Consider the following 16238-nt stretch of genomic DNA (forward strand, 5'->3'; position numbering starts at 1 on the left):
TTGGGAGTGGAAAAAAAGACTAGCCCTCGAGGTGTGATGAACAAAAATCATCTTAAAAGTTGTTATGGCACTTGTATCTTTTCGTCTGTTCGGAAGCCTATTTTAAGTATTCTTTAAGTATCCCTTAAGTATTCGTTTAGCGAACGAGTAAACTAAAAAAAGCCGAAAATCACCAAAATTACTGCGTCATTCTTAGTCAAATTGTGTCACGGAGCTCCAAGCTATTGACAAGCTCACAGGCGATGCGCAACTGGTTTAAGTGTTCGCTATTTCAGCGATAACTTAAACCATGGCTAGAAACAAAGGACTTTGACCGGGAAGTTGCAGTATCATTTAATTAAAAGTGGTTTACGGGCATTCCGGACAGAGTCCTCGGTTTCGTGAAAGCATTTAAGTCATCCGTTGGAAGACTTAAACGAGGGGGAAAACGTTTAGTAGCTAAACTTCCGAAGTTTTTAAAACTTCGGAGTTTGATCTTCGTACGTTATTAGCCCAAAGTGTCCCGTGCGACCGGACGGCCTTCCGAGTTTTGGCAGTGGAGCCCGGGAAATCTTTTTGCAGAAACATTAATGCTTGCACTAACGTGGGCAAACCGACGAGTGTTGCAGAAACTCTGTTAAAGCACAACCGTTCGCACGGCTTCGGTTTGCGCTCAAAGATTTCCCGCAGGCGCAACAAACAAAATGAGGTCAGCCTTGACCTTTGGTCCTTTGCGTCAAGGAAAAATGCGTAGCATTCTTGAGGGCAAAAGAAAATAATAAAAACTACCGAAAAAAGGACTAGGCGTGTCGCGCCAATGAGTGGCGGAAAGCCCTGCGCGCTTTGGCATTGTAGCAATCGGCGTAGCGCAGAGTTTATTCAATGTTTTTAAAGGCTTTTACGCGCTTGCTAGGCTCGGTACTTTTATCAAGAAAGAGGACTAGCCCTAGTGGAGATGGACGAAAAAAGCAGACACACCTACTCCAGCGCCAACGAGCCAGAAATAGTATTACACAGAAAAGCCCCTCCCATCTCCCAACAAATCCTTATATTGCTTTTAAAGCCGTACACTTTATAAAAACAGCTATGAATTATCAAAACATACTCACCCAGCAAAAGCAGGGTATTTTCAGCATCACCATCAACCGCCCCGAGAAATTGAACGCCTTAAATAAAGCAACCCTCGCCGAGCTTCACCAAGCTTTACATCAGGCATTAGCCGATGCCCAAACTGGCGCTATTTTAATCACCGGAGCCGGAGATAAAGCTTTTGTGGCCGGGGCCGATATTAAAGAACTGGCGGCTTTACAAGCCACAGAAGCAAAAGCTTTCGCTAAAAAAATCAGGACGAGGTGTTTAACCTGATTGCAGACGCGCAAAAACCGGTTTTGGCTGCGGTTAACGGCTACGCTTTAGGTGGCGGATTAGAGCTGGCCATGGCTTGCCATTTCCGCTTTGCAAGTGAGAATGCCAAAATGGGCTTGCCCGAACTTACCTTGGGCATTATTCCCGGTTACGGTGGCACACAGCGTTTACCGGCCTTGGTAGGTAAAGCAAAAGCCTTGGAGATAATTTTATCGGCACGGCAAGTTGACGCAGTCGAAGCACTTACCATCGGCCTCATCAACCGCATCGTTCCGGCTGCGGATTTAATAGCGGAAGCCGAAGCTTTTTTACAGCAAGTTTTAAAACAGCCTGCAAGTGCCATCAGTGCCGCTATAAAGGCGGTTAACGCAACAGACAGCGTAAATAATGGCTACGATATTGAAATTGAACAATTTGCAACTTGTTTTGCTTCAGAAGATTTTAAAGAAGGCACACAAGCATTTTTAGAGAAGCGAAAGCCCAATTTTAGTAAGTACAATTAATTTGATAATATTATAAATTTCTTTAAAATTAATTGTGTAGAAAATTTTTCCCATCCAAATTTTAGTATTTATATTCGCTTAACTTAAACCAAAACGCGGTACTGAAATTAACCTCTTAAATCTCAAGCTTTTTAAACAGTACAGCCTTACGTATAAAAGAACACAACCAGATGAAAAAAATTCTCATAGTCGACGATGAAGTTAATATTGGTCTTTTGCTTTCAAAATTCTTGACCCGCAACGGTTTTGAAGCAAAAACGGCAACGTCTGGCGTCTCGGCTTTTGAGATTTTAGAAAAAGAAGAATTCAACTTAGTGCTTTGCGATTTCAGGTTAGAAGATACCGATGGGCGCGAGATTCTAAAAAAAATAAAACAGCAATATCCGCGCACGGGGGTCATCATCATCACCGGTTATTCGGATATCAAGCTGGCAGTAGAGCTCATCAAAATGGGTGCTTATGATTACATCACCAAGCCGCTTTACCCAGATGAGATTTTAAACACCATCAAAAAGGCCATTGAAACCCAACAGGCTTTGAATGAGGAAATGGATAAGCCAAAAACTCAGACAGAGCCCGGAAAAAACAGAGAAGTAAGCAGTCAGGATTTCCGTCTGGAAGAATATGTAGTGGGTCAAAGCCCTGCCGCCAAAGAGCTAAGCCGGCAAATAGATTTGGTAGCGCCAACAAATTACAGCGTTATCCTAATCGGCGAAAGCGGCACCGGAAAAGAATCCGTAGCAAAAAGCATCCATTTAAAAAGTCCGCGCAAAGACAAGCCTTTTGTGGCCATGGACTGTGGTTCTTTAACCAAAGAGCTGGCAGGTTCCGAGTTTTTTGGCCACGAGAAAGGATCTTTTACCGGAGCATTGTACACCAAAATTGGCCATTTTGAGATGGCAAACGGCGGAACCTTATTTTTAGATGAGGTAGGTAACCTCTCTTACGAAATCCAGGCCGCTTTATTGCGTACCGTGCAAGAGCGTAAAGTAAAGCGAATAGGCTCTACAAAAGAGATTGATTTGGATGTGCGCATCATTGTGGCCACTAATGAAAACCTGATAGATGCCATCTCTAAGGGGAAATTCCGCGAAGATTTGTACCATCGCTTTAACGAATTTGGTATTTATATGCCGCCCCTGCGCGAGCGCGGTAAAGACATCATGATTTTTGCCGAATATTTCCTGCTGTCGGCCAATAGAGAGTTAAACAAAGATGTAAAAGGTTTCTCTGCCGAGGTAGAAGAAAGCTTTGTAACTTACCCTTGGCCGGGCAACGTAAGGGAGCTAAAAAACGTGTTGCGCCGTGCCGTACTGTTAACCGAGGGCGATTTTATCCAAACTAAAGCCCTGCCTCTAGAAATTTCCACCTTCTCTAAAGTATCGGCTTTTGAAAATGCAGTGGAAACAGCCAGCACCAACGGCGCCAAAGAGAAAAAGCTGGATTTGAAAAACGCGGCCTTAGAAGCCGAATACGAAACCATTTTGCGCGTGCTTAAAGAGGTAAACTTTAACAAAACAAAAGCGGCACAAATCCTCAACATCGACCGTAAAACGTTGTACAATAAAATGAAAGCAATCAATATGGAATAACTTTACCCCTGTCCCGTGTCAATTAACAAACTCTCCTTACAAAAAGAACAAAGCGGAATCAATATCCCCATGGGATATTTTTGGGCTATTTTCCTGATATGTATCGCGCCCACGGTGCTTTCTATGTTAGGGGTCGAGATTGCTTATGGCGGTTACCGCTTTTTCAGCTTCTCTAAAATTACAGAACAGGTAGCAACCGAGCTGATATTGGGTAAAACCTTTAGTACCATCTGGATTGTGTTCAGCATCGCGGTTGCCGCGTTCACCTGTTTGTTAACGCTTATTGATTTTAGGGTAAAAAACGATGTGGCGCCGCCTATTATTGGTTTGGGGATGTTATGCGTGGCATTTTTTGATGCCTTGCATTTATTAGTTGTTTTCGGTATTATAAAAACCAACATGTCGGTAGATACCGCCATATATATGAGCTGGTTTTTAGGCCGCATATTGCAGGTACTGCTGTTGATGATAGGCACCTTGATGTTGCTGAGGCCAAACTACCGCGTGCCTGTGCTTGATCCAACCACGCGTCCTTCTTTAAAACCCGTTGCTTTAACATTCTCTTTGCTCACCTTCTTGGCGGTTTTTGCCCTGTTTACTTTAGAGAATGTCCGCGATATTTTTGTACAACGCGATTCTTTTTTTACGCATCCGCTAGAAGGGTTAAGCATTGCCCTTTACCTGATATGGGGTGCGCTAATGATGCCGCGCTTGCTCAAAAAAAACAGCGGTATTTTTTTCCAGATGCTGGTGCTGAGCATGATCCCGGCCATCTTTGCCAACGTGCATATGGCGGTGTTCTTCAAAAATTTTGATATCGAGTACAACGTTGCACAATTCCTCCGCTTCATCACCTATATTGTGCCTTTGCTGGGTATTAGCCTAACTTACTCGCGCAACATCACCAAACAGCACCAAATGAACATGATTTTGGACGAGGAGGTAAGGGCTAAAGAAAAAATCAGACAAACCTTAGAACGCCGGCAAAACCTGTTGCAAAATGCCGAAAAGCTGGCTAATATGGGCAGTTGGGAGTTGGATGTAGAAAGCGGCGAAATTAACTTCTCTGATGCCCTGTATAAGATTTTCGGCTATATGCCCAACTCCATCTCGCCCGATTTGGAGCTGATGTATAACATGATTATCCCTAGCTACCGTGCAGATTATAAACGTATGCTGGAAGAGGCCATTAAAAACCAATCATCTTTTAATACCGAGTATGAGGTGCTTTGGGTAAACGGCCAGCGCCGGTACATTTTAGCGCAGTGCCGCTACATCAAACCGGATAATAAAGTAATAGGTACCTGTTTGGATATCACCGAGCTGAAAGAAACCAGCCAAAAACTATCGCAAAACGAAGCCTTGTTAAAAGAAGCAGAATCTATTGCGCATAACGGAAGTTTTGAGTGGTTTGCCGGGATAGATCATTTTTTTTGGTCCGAGGAGCTGTTCCGCATCCACGGCTACGAGCCAAACTCGGTAGAAATTACCATTAATTTTTACCAAAGCTTGGTGCATCCGGATGATATCGAAAAATGCAAAAGTTACCTCGAGAGCATGTTCAACAACAAAACCAACTTCGCTTTCGAATACCGCATTGTCCGCCCCGATAAAAGCATCCGTTACGTGTACCTCACGGCAAAACTGGTGTTGGATGATGATGATAACATCGCCAAAATTATCGGTAACCTGCAAGATATTACCGAACTGAAGAACGCGGCAATTTTAGTAGAAAAAACGGAAAGCATCTATAAAACCATTGCCAGCAACGTGCCAGATTCGATTGTGCTGATGTTTGACAGAAACCTAAAACTTTTGCTGTTTGATGGGCCTATCGTAAAAAGCTTTACCGAGCAAAACCACTTGCGCGAGGGCGCTTCTTTACAAGATTTGGTGCCAGAGGATGATGATACACCTTATCAGGATATTTTTGACCGTGCCTTCCGTGGCGAGGAAATACAGCAGGAGCGCGAGCTAAACCATCAAACCTTTATGATTGATTATAAACCGGTGAAAAATACCGCCGGTGAGGTTTTCAACGTAATGGTGGTGATGCATGATATTACCGAGATGAAAAAGGTGCAGAAAAGCCTGGAGCTAAAAGTGGAGGAGCTGAACAACTCTAATCAGGACCTGGAGCAGTTTGCCTACGTAGCCTCGCATGATTTGCAGGAACCTTTGCGTAAGATAAGGGCATTTGGTGACCGTTTGCAGAGCAAATTTAGCCAGGACATTGCCGAAGAAGGCCTGGATTACATCAAAAGGATGCAAAACGCTTCCGAACGTATGCAAACCCTGATTGATGACCTGCTCACCTACTCGCGCGTTACCCGTACAGACGAAGGTTTTGTGGAGGTGGATTTGCACGAAGAGCTCCAAAAAATCATCGAAGATTTAGAGTATGCCATAGAAAAGAAAAACGCCACCGTTGATTTAATGGTAAACCATAAAATTAATGCGGTGCCGGGGCAAATACGCCAGCTTTTCTTAAACCTGCTTAGCAATGCTATTAAATTTACCAAAGAGGGCGTGCAGCCTGTGGTAGAGATAAAAAGCGAGATTTTAAAAGGAAGCGAGCTCTATAATCCGGATTTGGAAGCCAACAAAGACTATTGCCGCATCAGCATCAAAGACAACGGCATCGGCTTTGACCAACAATATGCCGATAAAATTTTTGAGCTGTTCCAGCGCCTGCACACCCGTAACGAGTACCAAGGTACCGGTATCGGGCTGGCCGTATGCAAAAAAATTGTAGATAAACACAACGGGCATATTGCCGTAAACAGCGCATTAAACCACGGTACAACATTTATCATTATCTTACCATTACAGCAGTTTTAATATGGAGAAGCTTTTTTGGATTGCCGATGACGACCCGGATGATAGAATGATTATTAACGATGCTTTTAGCGAAAGCGCCTATTGCGATCAGCTGGCTTTTTTTGAAGACGGCGAACAGCTTTTACAAACCTTAAAAAAGAAGCTGGCAACTGCACCGTCCACTGTGCCAGCCTTGCTTATTTTAGATTTGAATATGCCCAAAGTAAATGGGGTAGAGGTACTGCAATCGATTAAAAAGAATAAAAGCACCAGTGGAATTCCGGTTGTAATTTTATCCACCTCTAAAAGCGAGCGCGATAAAGAGAAAGCAATAAAATTAGGAGCCAATGAGTTTATCACAAAGCCTATCAGCTTTGATATGATGGTAGAGATAACGCGTAATTTAATTGAAAAATATGGCAAGTATGAAACCAGTTAGCGTATTGCTTGTAGATGATGATGAGGACGATTATATCCTAACACGTGATATTTTTGCCGACATCCCGAAGAGCGAAAATTATAAGTTAAGCTGGGTAAATAATTATGAAGAGGCCATCAACGCCATGTTGAAGAGCCATTATGATATTTACTTGGTAGATTACCGTTTGGGCAAATACACTGGCTTGGATTTGCTGCATGAGGCGATAAAATCTAATGTGGACGAGCCTATCATCATTTTAACGGGCAAAGGAGACGCTAAAGTAGATGAAGATGCTTTAGAAACCGGCGCAGCCGATTATCTGGTGAAAGATCAGATTAGTCCATACGCCATTGAACGTTCTATCCGCTATGCGCTAAAACATAAACGCGCTTTAAAAGCGCTCCGCGAAAGCGAAAACAAGTTCCGTATTATTTTTGAGCGCTCTAAAGAACCTTTTTTAATCATGGATTCTTTAGGAGGCATACGGGATGTAAACCACGCCGGTTTAAAACTTTTGGGCTATGGTAAAGAAGAGCTGTTGGAGCTTAACGGCACCCAGCTCTTTTACAACCGTAAACAGGCCATAGATTTTTCGGACGCGTTGGACCGCAACGGTGCCATCAACGACTTCCAAACAGAGTTGATTTCGCGCGATCACGAGATTAAGAAAGTATCTATCTCGGCTTTCTTGCAGATAGACCAGCACGCTACGGAAGAACTTTATTATTGCATTATCCACGATATATCCGGCCGTTTAGAAGCCGAAAAAACCGCCGTAACTACCGAAAAAGCCGCCGTTACCGCACGCGTGGCCAAAAGCTTGGCAAATGAGATTACCAACCCGCTTTCAAACATCAATTTATCTTTAGATCAGCTTAACTTGGAGCTAAACAGCGAAGATAATGAGGCGGTGAAGCTTTACCTGGATATTTTGAAAGCCAACACAGAACGCATTAGCCTATTGATAAGTGATTTTGTGAACGCCACACAAATTGTAGAACTTACCGCCGAACCGCGGGCTTTGACAGTAATGCTAAACGAAAGTTTGGACTTGTTGCAAAGCCAGTTTGAAAAGCAGGGGGTACAGGTTCATCAGCAACAGCAAGACGAAAACATTTTTATAAATGCAGACTATGAGCGTATTGTAAATGCTTTCTCCAATATACTGAGCAACTCTTTAGAGGCCGGAGCAACAGAAATAAACGTAAACGTGCTTAAAGAAGGCAATTACGCGGTTATAGAATTGCATGACAATGGCCATGGCATAAGTGACGAAAATAAAAGCCATGTGTTCGAGCCTTTTTTTACCACCAAAAGCAGAGGAACGGGATTGGGCTTAACCGACGTTCAAAAAACAGTAATAAACCATAAGGGGAAAATTAATTTTACCAGCAAAGAAGGGGCAGGTACGGTTTTTACGTTAAAATTGCCTTTAAGTACACAGAGTTTAAACTGGGACGTTTAGCTTTGTTAAAAAAATGTTTTAACATAAAGGATTTGTTTCTTTAAATAAACTTATATTTGAAACATATTTTCAATAAATTAAGATGAAGAAAAATTTACTTTGTTTATTGGCTTTAGCTTTTGCAGGTACTGCAATGGCACAAAGCCAGCCCGCCACAAAAGCGAAGACTTTTGGAGGCCGTGATCAGTACAAAACATTCGCTTTAGGCATCAATGCCGGTGCTTTAATGCCGGTGGTGGCTACTGGTGGTTCAAATGACTATACCAATTGGAACGCAGAAGTGGGCTACGGCGTAAAATTAACCAAATCTCTATCACATGTTTTCGGATTGCAAGGAAACCTATTGTTCGGTAAGCTTTCCGGAAATAATGATGATGCAGCCGGAGGCATAGCCAACGGTGTAAGATCATACGAAACCAAAATTGCCTACGGTGCCGATTTGAGAGGAAACTTCAATTTAGGTTCTATCAACTTTTTAAGCCGTACCAACAACATTAATTTCAACGCTTCTTTAGGTTACGGTTTGCTAGCCTATGCACCAAGCGTGGTTACGGCGGCTAACACCGTTATCGATTGGAAAGGCAAAGCCCAAGGCGGTAATGATTACATTAAAGAAGCTTATATCCCGGTGGGCCTAGGCATAAAGTTTAAAATTAGCGACGCCATTGCCTTTGATTTAGGTTACACCGCTTATTTTGTAGACGGCGATAACTTAGACGCTAGCTATGCTAAACCAACCTCAAAAGATAAATTCTCTTATGCTTCTGCAGGTTTAGATTTCGCTTTAGGTGCTAAATCAAAAACAAACATCATTTGGGCAAACCCAATTGCTACCATGTACGATGAGCTAAAAGACAATACTTTGAGAGATGAGGTAAAACAACTGGATGGCAGAACCAAAAAGGTAGAGGATACCGTAAGCGAGCTTAAAAAAGATAGCGATGGCGACGGTGTGGCAAACCAATTTGATAAGTGCCCTAACACGCCAGCTGGCGTTAAAGTTGACGGTGCTGGATGCCCTTTGAACGTGCTTAATCCGTAAAAGAAATTATCATGATATAGAAGCTCCGAAAAATTCGGAGCTTTTTTTGTTTACAGCCTATTTGTTCACCAATTCATTTTTATGTCCATTTTTACTGATAAACAAAGAAATAACATTGTTCTTGCATCGCTCATTCTGTTGGGTGGCGTTATATTATACAGCTTGCGCGAACTGTTCAACGCCTTCTTAGGGTCTATTTTACTATACACTTTATTTAAACCTGTTTACAATTACCTCATCTGCAAAATTGGCAAAATATGGTCGGCGGTGGTGGTCATCCTCAGCTCCTTTATTATTATCGTTATCCCTTTTTTCACGCTAAGCTATATGGTGCTAAACCGGCTTACAGATTTAAAAGGGAATAATTTTAAGGTGAAAGGCTACATCTCGCGTTTGGATGACTTTGTGGGCTCAAAATTTAACCAGCCCCATATGGTGCAAAAATATGTGGACAAATTCAGCGCTTTTGTGCAGGACCTTTTTCCGTCAATGCTCACCGGCGCCTTGGGCATATTTTTAACTGTAACGGTGATGTACTTTATCCTATACTTTATGCTGGTGCAGTCCGAATCTTTTGAAGGCAACGCCCTGCGTTACGCGCCCATGCAAAAGGACCAAGCCTTGCAGTTTGCGTCAGAACTGCGCAACACTACCTATTCAAATATATTGGGCCAGGGCGTAATTGCTTTGGTGCAAGGCCTGTTGGTGGTGCTGTGCTTTTTTATAGTAGGCATTAATGATGCTATTTTTTGGGGCATCATCTCTTTCTTTTTAGCCTTTATGCCCGTGATAGGCGCACCGCTCATCACTTCACCGGCGGCGGTTATCCTTTTGTTAAACGGACAAACATGGCAGGGCATTTTTGTAGCGGCTTTTACGCTCGTTATTTTGGTAAATATCGATAATGTCATCCGCTTTATGATCAACAAAAAGTTGGCAGACACGCACCCTATTATTACTGTGGTAGGTGTTATCATCGGTTTGCCTTTGTTCGGTTTCCCGGGATTGGTTTTTGGCCCCTTATTGCTTTTGTGGTTTATCCATCTGGTAAAAATCTACGAAACCAACAAAGTAGCCGTAGAACAAACATAGTTTTTAATAAATGATGTTTATCAACCTGTTTGGCAAGGTATTTTCTTATCTTAACCATAAATAGCAACCTTTAAAACAAAATAACATGAAAGACAATTCAAGAACACTTATTGCGCTTTTGGCAGGTGTTGCCGCAGGTGCCGCGTTAGGATTATTATTTGCGCCAGAGAAAGGTGCGGATACCCGCGATAAATTATCAGAATCGCTAAAGAATTTAGGCGACAGCATCCGCGAGCGTGCGGCCAGTGAAATCGACAACCTTAGCGATTTTAAAGATAAAGTAGTAAGCAAAATAAAAGATAAAATTAAAACCGAAGAAGACGAATATGTTGACGGTGTAAGCAACGTTTAATAGCTGATGATGGAGAAAAACGATATGAATAAGGATGATCTGTTCGAAAGGGCCAAAGACTATATCCAAACTTATATAGAGTTAAAAAAGCTAACGCTTATCCAATCTGTGGTGAAAGCCGTTGGCGGTTTGGTAAGCGCTTTGGCTTTAGCGATTGTCGTTTTCTTTTTCGTGGTTTTTCTAAGTGTTGCACTAGGCTGTTACCTGGGTGAGGTGCTAGGAAGCATGTCGAGCGGATTTTTTATAGTTACCGCATTTTACCTATTGCTAGCTATTATTGTGCTGCTGATACGCGTAAACTACATCCAAAACCCTGTAATTAACGCATTAATCAAAAACATTTTTAAAAAGGGCGAATAAATGGAAACTCCAATTACAAACATGCAACAGCTACAAGCCCGCATCACCTTGCTGCAACTCAAAAAAGTGGAAGATGAAGTGTACTTTAACCAAAAATTTACTGCCATTAAAGAGAAAATATTGGCGCCGGTGAATTTTGTTAAAGGTCTTTTTGCGCACAAATCATTACAGGGCCATGCCGATTGGGCGACACGTTTCGGGCGCATTTTTGTACCCATGTTGCTAAACCGTACAATTTTACGCAAACAAGGGGTGGTTATTAAAGCTGTAGCTTCACTGCTTTCACAAAAATTGGTAAAGCCTTCTTTGTTTAACACCGAAGTTTTGGCCAGTTGGGTAGATAAGGCAACTTCCTTTATTAAACGTAAAACTAAAAAGGAACGGCGCTACGGTGCCGATGATTACGGTATACCGCCAGAAAGCGAAACGGCTTAAAATCTAAAAACCGATTCTCTTGAGGAATCGGTTTTTTTATTGAACTACGCGTGATTTTGTTTGGTTTACATCAACCTCGGGTACCAACGTAAATAAAACTGTATGGCCATAGGGTTTTTACCATACAAATTGTTTAAACGCCCATCCGCATTATAAAAGGTAATTTGACTGCCACCGGCAAGTTTGGTTTGTGCAATATCAAATAAGTCGTAATTAAAACCCATAGTAAAGGCATTTACCGGAAAAACGGCATCGTGCCCAAAAACGCTCTCATCTAAAGACAGTTCTTCGATTCCTTTTTGTACCCATTCGTACCTGCCGTGCAAGGCCAACTTTTTATAGCTCCATTCGCCTTCTAACAAAGCGGCGTTTTCTGCGTCATGGTGCGCAGCTTTATTCATACCCCATACCGCAGTTGTATTTAACCTACTTTCTGCGCCCAACTCAACACTGTAAATGGCAGAGGCGGTAGTTCTCTTAATATCTCCGGCATGTAATATCTCCGGATGTTTCACAAAAGCCTGCGATACCTGTAAAGCCCAGTTTTTAGACGGATTGTAAGATAGTCTTCCGCTAAAGCTATCAAAGCGTGGTTTGTCAAAGTCGTAACGGTGTTCGTCGGGCTCTCTGCCTGTAAAAGAGGATGCTTCTACTTTAAATTTCCCATAACGGAAGCCCAGTGTTGCCACGCCGAAAGTCACATGCGTCGCATCAATCCAGTGGTGCGTAATGGGTGCATCTGGGTTGGCCAGTGCCGATGGCCGGTGCATAAAGGCAACCGGACCTAAGGCAGGTTCGCCCGGATAAGCCAGATAAACAAACACATCTGTTTTTTGTGACAGGGCATGGCTGTAGCTTACAGAAAGTTCTGAAAAAAGATCATGCGGATGTTGACGGTCAACAATGGCTTTGCCTTTATAAGCCTCGCCACTTTGAAAAAGTAAAGGGTAGCCGTCTCCGCCACCAAGTGGCGCGTCTAAAGATAGCATGCTGCCAAAACGGAACTGCCCGTTTTTACCCACCTGCCTCTGCCCCATAAACATTAGCCAGTTGGGCGCGTCAAATTCGCTGCCTCCGCGCGTACCCTTATTGTTAAAATCTTGGTTGTTATAACGCACAAATAAATTTCCGTGCAACATGTACATCCATTTGGGCGTATGGAACATTACGCCGTTCATCGGCGAGGCATCAGGTAGCCAGCCGTGCCAGATCCGTTCCGGCTCATGGGTAGGTTTAATGAAAAGGAGTGGCTCATGGCCACATGCTGGTTAGTATGCGCTTCCGCGGTACTGTCGGCATGTAAATGCTGTTCTTTAACCTGCGTTTCGGTATGGTGTTGATGTTGTGCTATAGCCTCGCTGAGGGTGAAACATAGCAAGGCGATAAGGGAGCTTAGAATTTTCATCTCTAGTAATTTTGTTATCGTACAAAAATCGCTAATCGGCCCTTTGGTGCTGTTATATAATTTTAGATACTTTTTGTAAGATTTGGGCGGGATGAAAGGCGGACTACGTTACGTTCAGTTGTAAAATGTTGGGAATACGTATCTGAACCGCATGTTAGGAACCGCTATAACGGTATAAAGCAGTAATGGCCTGCAACTCTTCTTCTTTGGCCAATTCTATTTAGTGCCTGTTTTTAGATTAAGGATTATTTTTGCCTAAACGCAAATAAAATGCAATTTTTAAGAATAGGTCATATTTTGTTGCAGTTTCACTTCCCACCAATTCCCAGCTTCTCTTCCAGTAATATCTGGTACTTATCGGCCAAAGCCTGGTATTTTTCGTTCAGTTTGTGGTATTTGTTTTGCCAGCGGTCGCGTTCCAGCTCCAATTCTTCGTAGCTCATTTTTTTCTTTCCGTAAACAACCTCATCCTCCTTAAAAATAAAGTCGCCCATTTCCGGAAATTCGTCGGCAAAATTATGCCCCAAAGCTTTCCCATAGCGCGCTAGCGTTTCAAACGGTAAGTCTTCGCGTTTCACATGCGCATAAAAAGTTGGGTATTTGAAGCCCGCTTTTTTCGTGATTTCGCCAATGCTCAGTCGGCTAGATTTTGCTACAATATGTAAAACTTCCCCTCTGGAAAGCTGTTTTTTCTGGTTCTTCAATACGTTTATTAAAAGAACCTAATATAATAGACAAAAATATATATAAAATTATCTTAATAGTTGTATTTGTATTTCAAAATATATAATATTGTATATTAATGTATAAGCGTGTATGCATTTAGTTGTCACGCCAATTTATTATAGCCAAAATTGCATGCGTGGTTTTTGGCGGTTTTTTTGAGGCTTAAGATGCTCTGTGGTACAGGTCGCAACTAGAGAAGGATAGTCGGGTCCCGGTTGATTAAACGACCATATAAAAACACATCATCAAACCCAGAACAGCAAATACAGCAGAGGGCATCCGCGCTTTTCCATGCAGGCAAGTGTTAATTGGATCCCTCTGTTGTTTTAGAAGTATAGCCAAAGCTTCTCTTTATTTTTCGTTTGCTACGATCATATAGAAACCGACCTGTCTTAGGTTAAGGCAAGTCGGTTATTACCAAAAAATCTAGCTATGAAACACTTGCCGTTGTAAGCAAATCGTTCCATACATCTAAAAGCATCGAAGACTAAAAAAGGCCTATTTCCCTTTTTTGTGCACATGTGGCTTTAATGATGGGACATTTCCAGGCGTATCTTTATTGTCGCGTTGGCCTTGTCTGCTTGCCCCGTTGATTTGGCGGTTCTTTTTGGAGGCTTAATTTACACTATTTTACCTTCTTTCTGTTTTATGGCTGTAAGTTGCTAATAGTCAGTTAACAATAGTCGCGGTAGTTTTAAGGGTTAAGGGAGCATCAAAGTGTCAAGCAATCAGTATCAAGGTTTTGAAAACCAATATTTATTTTCTGTACGTTCTCTGCGGTTCTTTAGTTTTATCATTAGAACTAAGGATAAACTGATGAGTTATTAGTGCTAAAAGTACTTTAAACCTATAAAACAAAAAAGCCTCACATTTCTGTGAAGCTTTCTGTCTTGAGGTGGTGCCTCCAGGGATCGAACCAGGGACACAAGGATTTTCAGTCCTTTGCTCTACCTACTGAGCTAAGGCACCCCGCCGTTACCTAAGCAGATATGCTATCGGTTAGGGATTGCAAATGTAGGTTCTTTTTGCGGATTAGCAAATAAAATCATAAAAAAAATCGTTCGAAATTGCCTCTATGCACTTAATTCCTTAATATCAAGTTGTTTATTTTCTTTAGTGGTTTAGCGTTTTAAACCATTCTAAATTAAAAATACTATGCAAGCATATTATTTTTACCGTGCGCTTTTATATAACTTAGGGTTTTAAGTTCAGTTATGCTTGCACAAATTGTTTTCACGCTGGTTTTTATAGTTGCGGTAGCACTTTTTACAGTGCAAGTCCGCAAAATTATCCGCAACATACGTTTAGGGAAAAACATTTGCCGTAACGACCGTAAGGCCGAACGTTGGACCACCATGGCGAGGGTTGCGATGGGGCAAAGCAAAATGATGGTAAGGCCGGTGGCGGGCCTGATGCACCTTTTTGTTTACCTTGGTTTTGTTATCATCAATTTAGAAGTTTTAGAGATAGTGCTCGATGGTATTTTTGGCACGCACCGCCTCTTTGCTTTTATGGGTGGTTTTTACAGTTTTTTAATTGGCTCGTTCGAGATTTTGGCGCTCTTGGTTTTGCTAGGGGTATTGGTGTTTTTAGCGCGGCGCTTAGTGGTCAGGCTCAAACGTTTCTCGGGCGTAGAGATGAAGGCCTGGCCAAAATCAGATGCCATTTACATTTTGTTGATAGAGGTGTTGCTGATGACTGCTTTTTTAACAATGAACGCCGCCGATTATCAATTGCAAAGTAGGCTATACGGACATTACATTCAGGCCGGTGCATTCCCGGTATCACAGTTTTTGTCGCCTTTGTTGCCCTCATCCACCGAGGCTTTGGTATTTATAGAGCGCTTTTGCTGGTGGTTTCACATCATCGGTATCTTAGCTTTTTTAAACTACCTGCCTATCTCCAAACATTTCCATATTCTTTTGGCCTTCCCCAACACTTGGTACAGCAATTTGAACCCCAAAGGTCACTTTAGCAATATGCAGAGCGTAAGCAACGAGGTGAAAGCCATGTTAGATCCTAGCTTCACGCCTCCGCCGGCAGACCCCGACGCTAAATTTGGGGCAAAAGATGTGGTCGATTTAAACTGGGTACAGCTGATGAACGCTTATACTTGTACCGAGTGTGGCCGATGTACGTCGGTTTGTCCGGCCAACATTACCGGAAAGTTGCTTTCGCCGAGGAAGATTATGATGGATACGCGCGACCGTTTAGAGGAGTTGGGCAAAGCCAAAGATAAAAACGGAGCCAGCTACCACGATGGTAAAGCTTTGCTGGACGATTACATCAGTCGCGAAGAAATTTGGGCTTGCACAACCTGCAATGCTTGTGTAGAAGCCTGTCCGGTAAACATAGATCCTTTATCCATTATTCTGGATTTGCGCCGTTATGCAGTAATGGAGGAATCTAATGTGCCGAACAGCCTAAGCGCCATGTTTGCGAATGTTGAAAATAATGCCGCGCCATGGAAATATGCTCCAGCAGATCGGTTGAATTGGGCGCAGGGCGATTGGAGTAAAGAGTGAGGAGCATTAAAGAACAAGGAATAAAGAGCATGAAAGAGCAAGGAATAAGGAACAAAGAATAAAGACGTAGAACGGGAGATTGGAACTAATGACTAATGAACTTTCTCTACTAATGACTAGTAAACTCCAATGAACTTTTTTCAACTAATGAACTAA

Annotated in this window: 15 protein-coding genes and 1 tRNA gene; 12 read left to right on the forward strand and 4 right to left on the reverse strand. The window is 42.4% G+C overall.

Annotated features, from left to right (window positions below):
* Window positions 1-1065 precede the first annotated feature (1065 nt).
* The 11 genes from BCY91_RS18005 (at window position 1066) to BCY91_RS05030 (ending at window position 11426) form a co-directional block, all read left to right on the forward strand.
* Window positions 1066-1344, forward strand: a complete 279-nt coding sequence (locus BCY91_RS18005; protein ID WP_317124676.1) for an enoyl-CoA hydratase-related protein — start codon at window positions 1066-1068, stop codon at window positions 1342-1344.
* The gene (locus tag BCY91_RS04985; RefSeq protein ID WP_317124677.1) at window positions 1332-1847 is read left to right on the forward strand and encodes an enoyl-CoA hydratase/isomerase family protein; all 516 of its coding nucleotides are present in this window, start codon (window positions 1332-1334) and stop codon (window positions 1845-1847) included. Before BCY91_RS18005 ends, BCY91_RS04985 begins: the two co-directional genes overlap by 13 nt.
* Window positions 1848-2017: 170 nt before the next feature.
* Window positions 2018-3439, forward strand: a complete 1422-nt coding sequence (locus tag BCY91_RS04990) for a sigma-54-dependent transcriptional regulator (RefSeq protein WP_120180926.1) — start codon at window positions 2018-2020, stop codon at window positions 3437-3439.
* Between the two features lie 15 nt (window positions 3440-3454).
* Complete coding sequence (locus BCY91_RS04995; protein ID WP_120180927.1) at window positions 3455-6280, forward strand: PAS domain-containing protein; 2826 nt, start codon at window positions 3455-3457, stop codon at window positions 6278-6280.
* Window position 6281: 1 nt separating this feature from the next.
* The gene (locus BCY91_RS05000) at window positions 6282-6698 is read left to right on the forward strand and encodes a response regulator (protein ID WP_120180928.1); all 417 of its coding nucleotides are present in this window, start codon (window positions 6282-6284) and stop codon (window positions 6696-6698) included.
* The gene (locus tag BCY91_RS05005) at window positions 6676-8145 is read left to right on the forward strand and encodes a hybrid sensor histidine kinase/response regulator (RefSeq protein ID WP_120180929.1); all 1470 of its coding nucleotides are present in this window, start codon (window positions 6676-6678) and stop codon (window positions 8143-8145) included. The genes BCY91_RS05000 and BCY91_RS05005 overlap by 23 nt, the downstream gene beginning before the upstream one ends.
* Before the next feature lie 82 nt (window positions 8146-8227).
* Window positions 8228-9187 carry an OmpA family protein gene (locus BCY91_RS05010; RefSeq protein ID WP_120180930.1) on the forward strand — a complete coding sequence of 320 codons (960 nt, stop codon included), beginning with the start codon at window positions 8228-8230 and terminating at the stop codon, window positions 9185-9187.
* Window positions 9188-9268: 81 nt separating this feature from the next.
* The gene (locus tag BCY91_RS05015; RefSeq protein WP_120180931.1) at window positions 9269-10279 is read left to right on the forward strand and encodes an AI-2E family transporter; all 1011 of its coding nucleotides are present in this window, start codon (window positions 9269-9271) and stop codon (window positions 10277-10279) included.
* 85 nt (window positions 10280-10364) lie between these two features.
* Window positions 10365-10631, forward strand: coding sequence for a YtxH domain-containing protein (locus BCY91_RS05020; RefSeq protein WP_120180932.1), 267 nt, complete (start codon window positions 10365-10367; stop codon window positions 10629-10631).
* A 6-nt stretch (window positions 10632-10637) separates the two neighbouring features.
* Window positions 10638-10991, forward strand: a complete 354-nt coding sequence (locus BCY91_RS05025) for a phage holin family protein (protein ID WP_120180933.1) — start codon at window positions 10638-10640, stop codon at window positions 10989-10991.
* Complete coding sequence (locus BCY91_RS05030) at window positions 10992-11426, forward strand: hypothetical protein (protein ID WP_120180934.1); 435 nt, start codon at window positions 10992-10994, stop codon at window positions 11424-11426.
* Between the two features lie 65 nt (window positions 11427-11491).
* On the opposite strand, the gene BCY91_RS05035 is transcribed toward BCY91_RS05030, so the two are convergent.
* The 4 genes from BCY91_RS05035 to BCY91_RS05045 form a co-directional block, all read right to left on the reverse strand.
* On the reverse strand, window positions 11492-12604 hold the full coding sequence (locus tag BCY91_RS05035) for a hypothetical protein (RefSeq protein ID WP_220699429.1): 1113 nt from the start codon (window positions 12602-12604) through the stop codon (window positions 11492-11494).
* Complete coding sequence (locus BCY91_RS17695) at window positions 12601-12831, reverse strand: hypothetical protein (protein ID WP_220699430.1); 231 nt, start codon at window positions 12829-12831, stop codon at window positions 12601-12603. The genes BCY91_RS05035 and BCY91_RS17695 overlap by 4 nt, the downstream gene beginning before the upstream one ends.
* 308 nt (window positions 12832-13139) lie before the next feature.
* A complete protein-coding gene (locus BCY91_RS05040) occupies window positions 13140-13535 on the reverse strand; it encodes a hypothetical protein (RefSeq protein WP_120180935.1) in 396 nt (131 codons plus the stop codon).
* A gap of 918 nt (window positions 13536-14453) precedes the next feature.
* A tRNA-Phe gene (locus BCY91_RS05045) sits at window positions 14454-14526 on the reverse strand.
* A 245-nt stretch (window positions 14527-14771) separates the two neighbouring features.
* Between BCY91_RS05045 and BCY91_RS05050 the strand changes: the two genes are divergently transcribed.
* Window positions 14772-16082 carry a (Fe-S)-binding protein gene (locus BCY91_RS05050; RefSeq protein ID WP_120180936.1) on the forward strand — a complete coding sequence of 437 codons (1311 nt, stop codon included), beginning with the start codon at window positions 14772-14774 and terminating at the stop codon, window positions 16080-16082.
* The last annotated feature ends 156 nt before the right edge of the window (window positions 16083-16238 follow it).

The organism is Pelobium manganitolerans (assembly GCF_003609575.1).
GTDB lineage: Bacteria > Bacteroidota > Bacteroidia > Sphingobacteriales > Sphingobacteriaceae > Pseudopedobacter > Pseudopedobacter manganitolerans.

What these genes read in the sequence shown, in the direction of transcription:
- BCY91_RS18005 (WP_317124676.1), top strand. Translation starts at nt 1,066, where the DNA reads ATGAATTATCAAAACATACTCACCCAGCAAAAGCAGGGTATTTTCAGC.
- BCY91_RS04990 (WP_120180926.1), top strand. Translation starts at nt 2,018, where the DNA reads ATGAAAAAAATTCTCATAGTCGACGATGAAGTTAATATTGGTCTTTTG.
- BCY91_RS05000 (WP_120180928.1), top strand. Translation starts at nt 6,282, where the DNA reads ATGGAGAAGCTTTTTTGGATTGCCGATGACGACCCGGATGATAGAATG.
- BCY91_RS05005 (WP_120180929.1), top strand. Translation starts at nt 6,676, where the DNA reads ATGGCAAGTATGAAACCAGTTAGCGTATTGCTTGTAGATGATGATGAG.
- BCY91_RS05010 (WP_120180930.1), top strand. Translation starts at nt 8,228, where the DNA reads ATGAAGAAAAATTTACTTTGTTTATTGGCTTTAGCTTTTGCAGGTACT.
- BCY91_RS05015 (WP_120180931.1), top strand. Translation starts at nt 9,269, where the DNA reads ATGTCCATTTTTACTGATAAACAAAGAAATAACATTGTTCTTGCATCG.
- BCY91_RS05020 (WP_120180932.1), top strand. Translation starts at nt 10,365, where the DNA reads ATGAAAGACAATTCAAGAACACTTATTGCGCTTTTGGCAGGTGTTGCC.
- BCY91_RS05025 (WP_120180933.1), top strand. Translation starts at nt 10,638, where the DNA reads ATGATGGAGAAAAACGATATGAATAAGGATGATCTGTTCGAAAGGGCC.
- BCY91_RS05030 (WP_120180934.1), top strand. Translation starts at nt 10,992, where the DNA reads ATGGAAACTCCAATTACAAACATGCAACAGCTACAAGCCCGCATCACC.
- BCY91_RS05035 (WP_220699429.1), bottom strand. Translation starts at nt 12,604, where the DNA reads ATGAACGGCGTAATGTTCCATACGCCCAAATGGATGTACATGTTGCAC.
- BCY91_RS17695 (WP_220699430.1), bottom strand. Translation starts at nt 12,831, where the DNA reads ATGAAAATTCTAAGCTCCCTTATCGCCTTGCTATGTTTCACCCTCAGC.
- BCY91_RS05050 (WP_120180936.1), top strand. Translation starts at nt 14,772, where the DNA reads ATGCTTGCACAAATTGTTTTCACGCTGGTTTTTATAGTTGCGGTAGCA.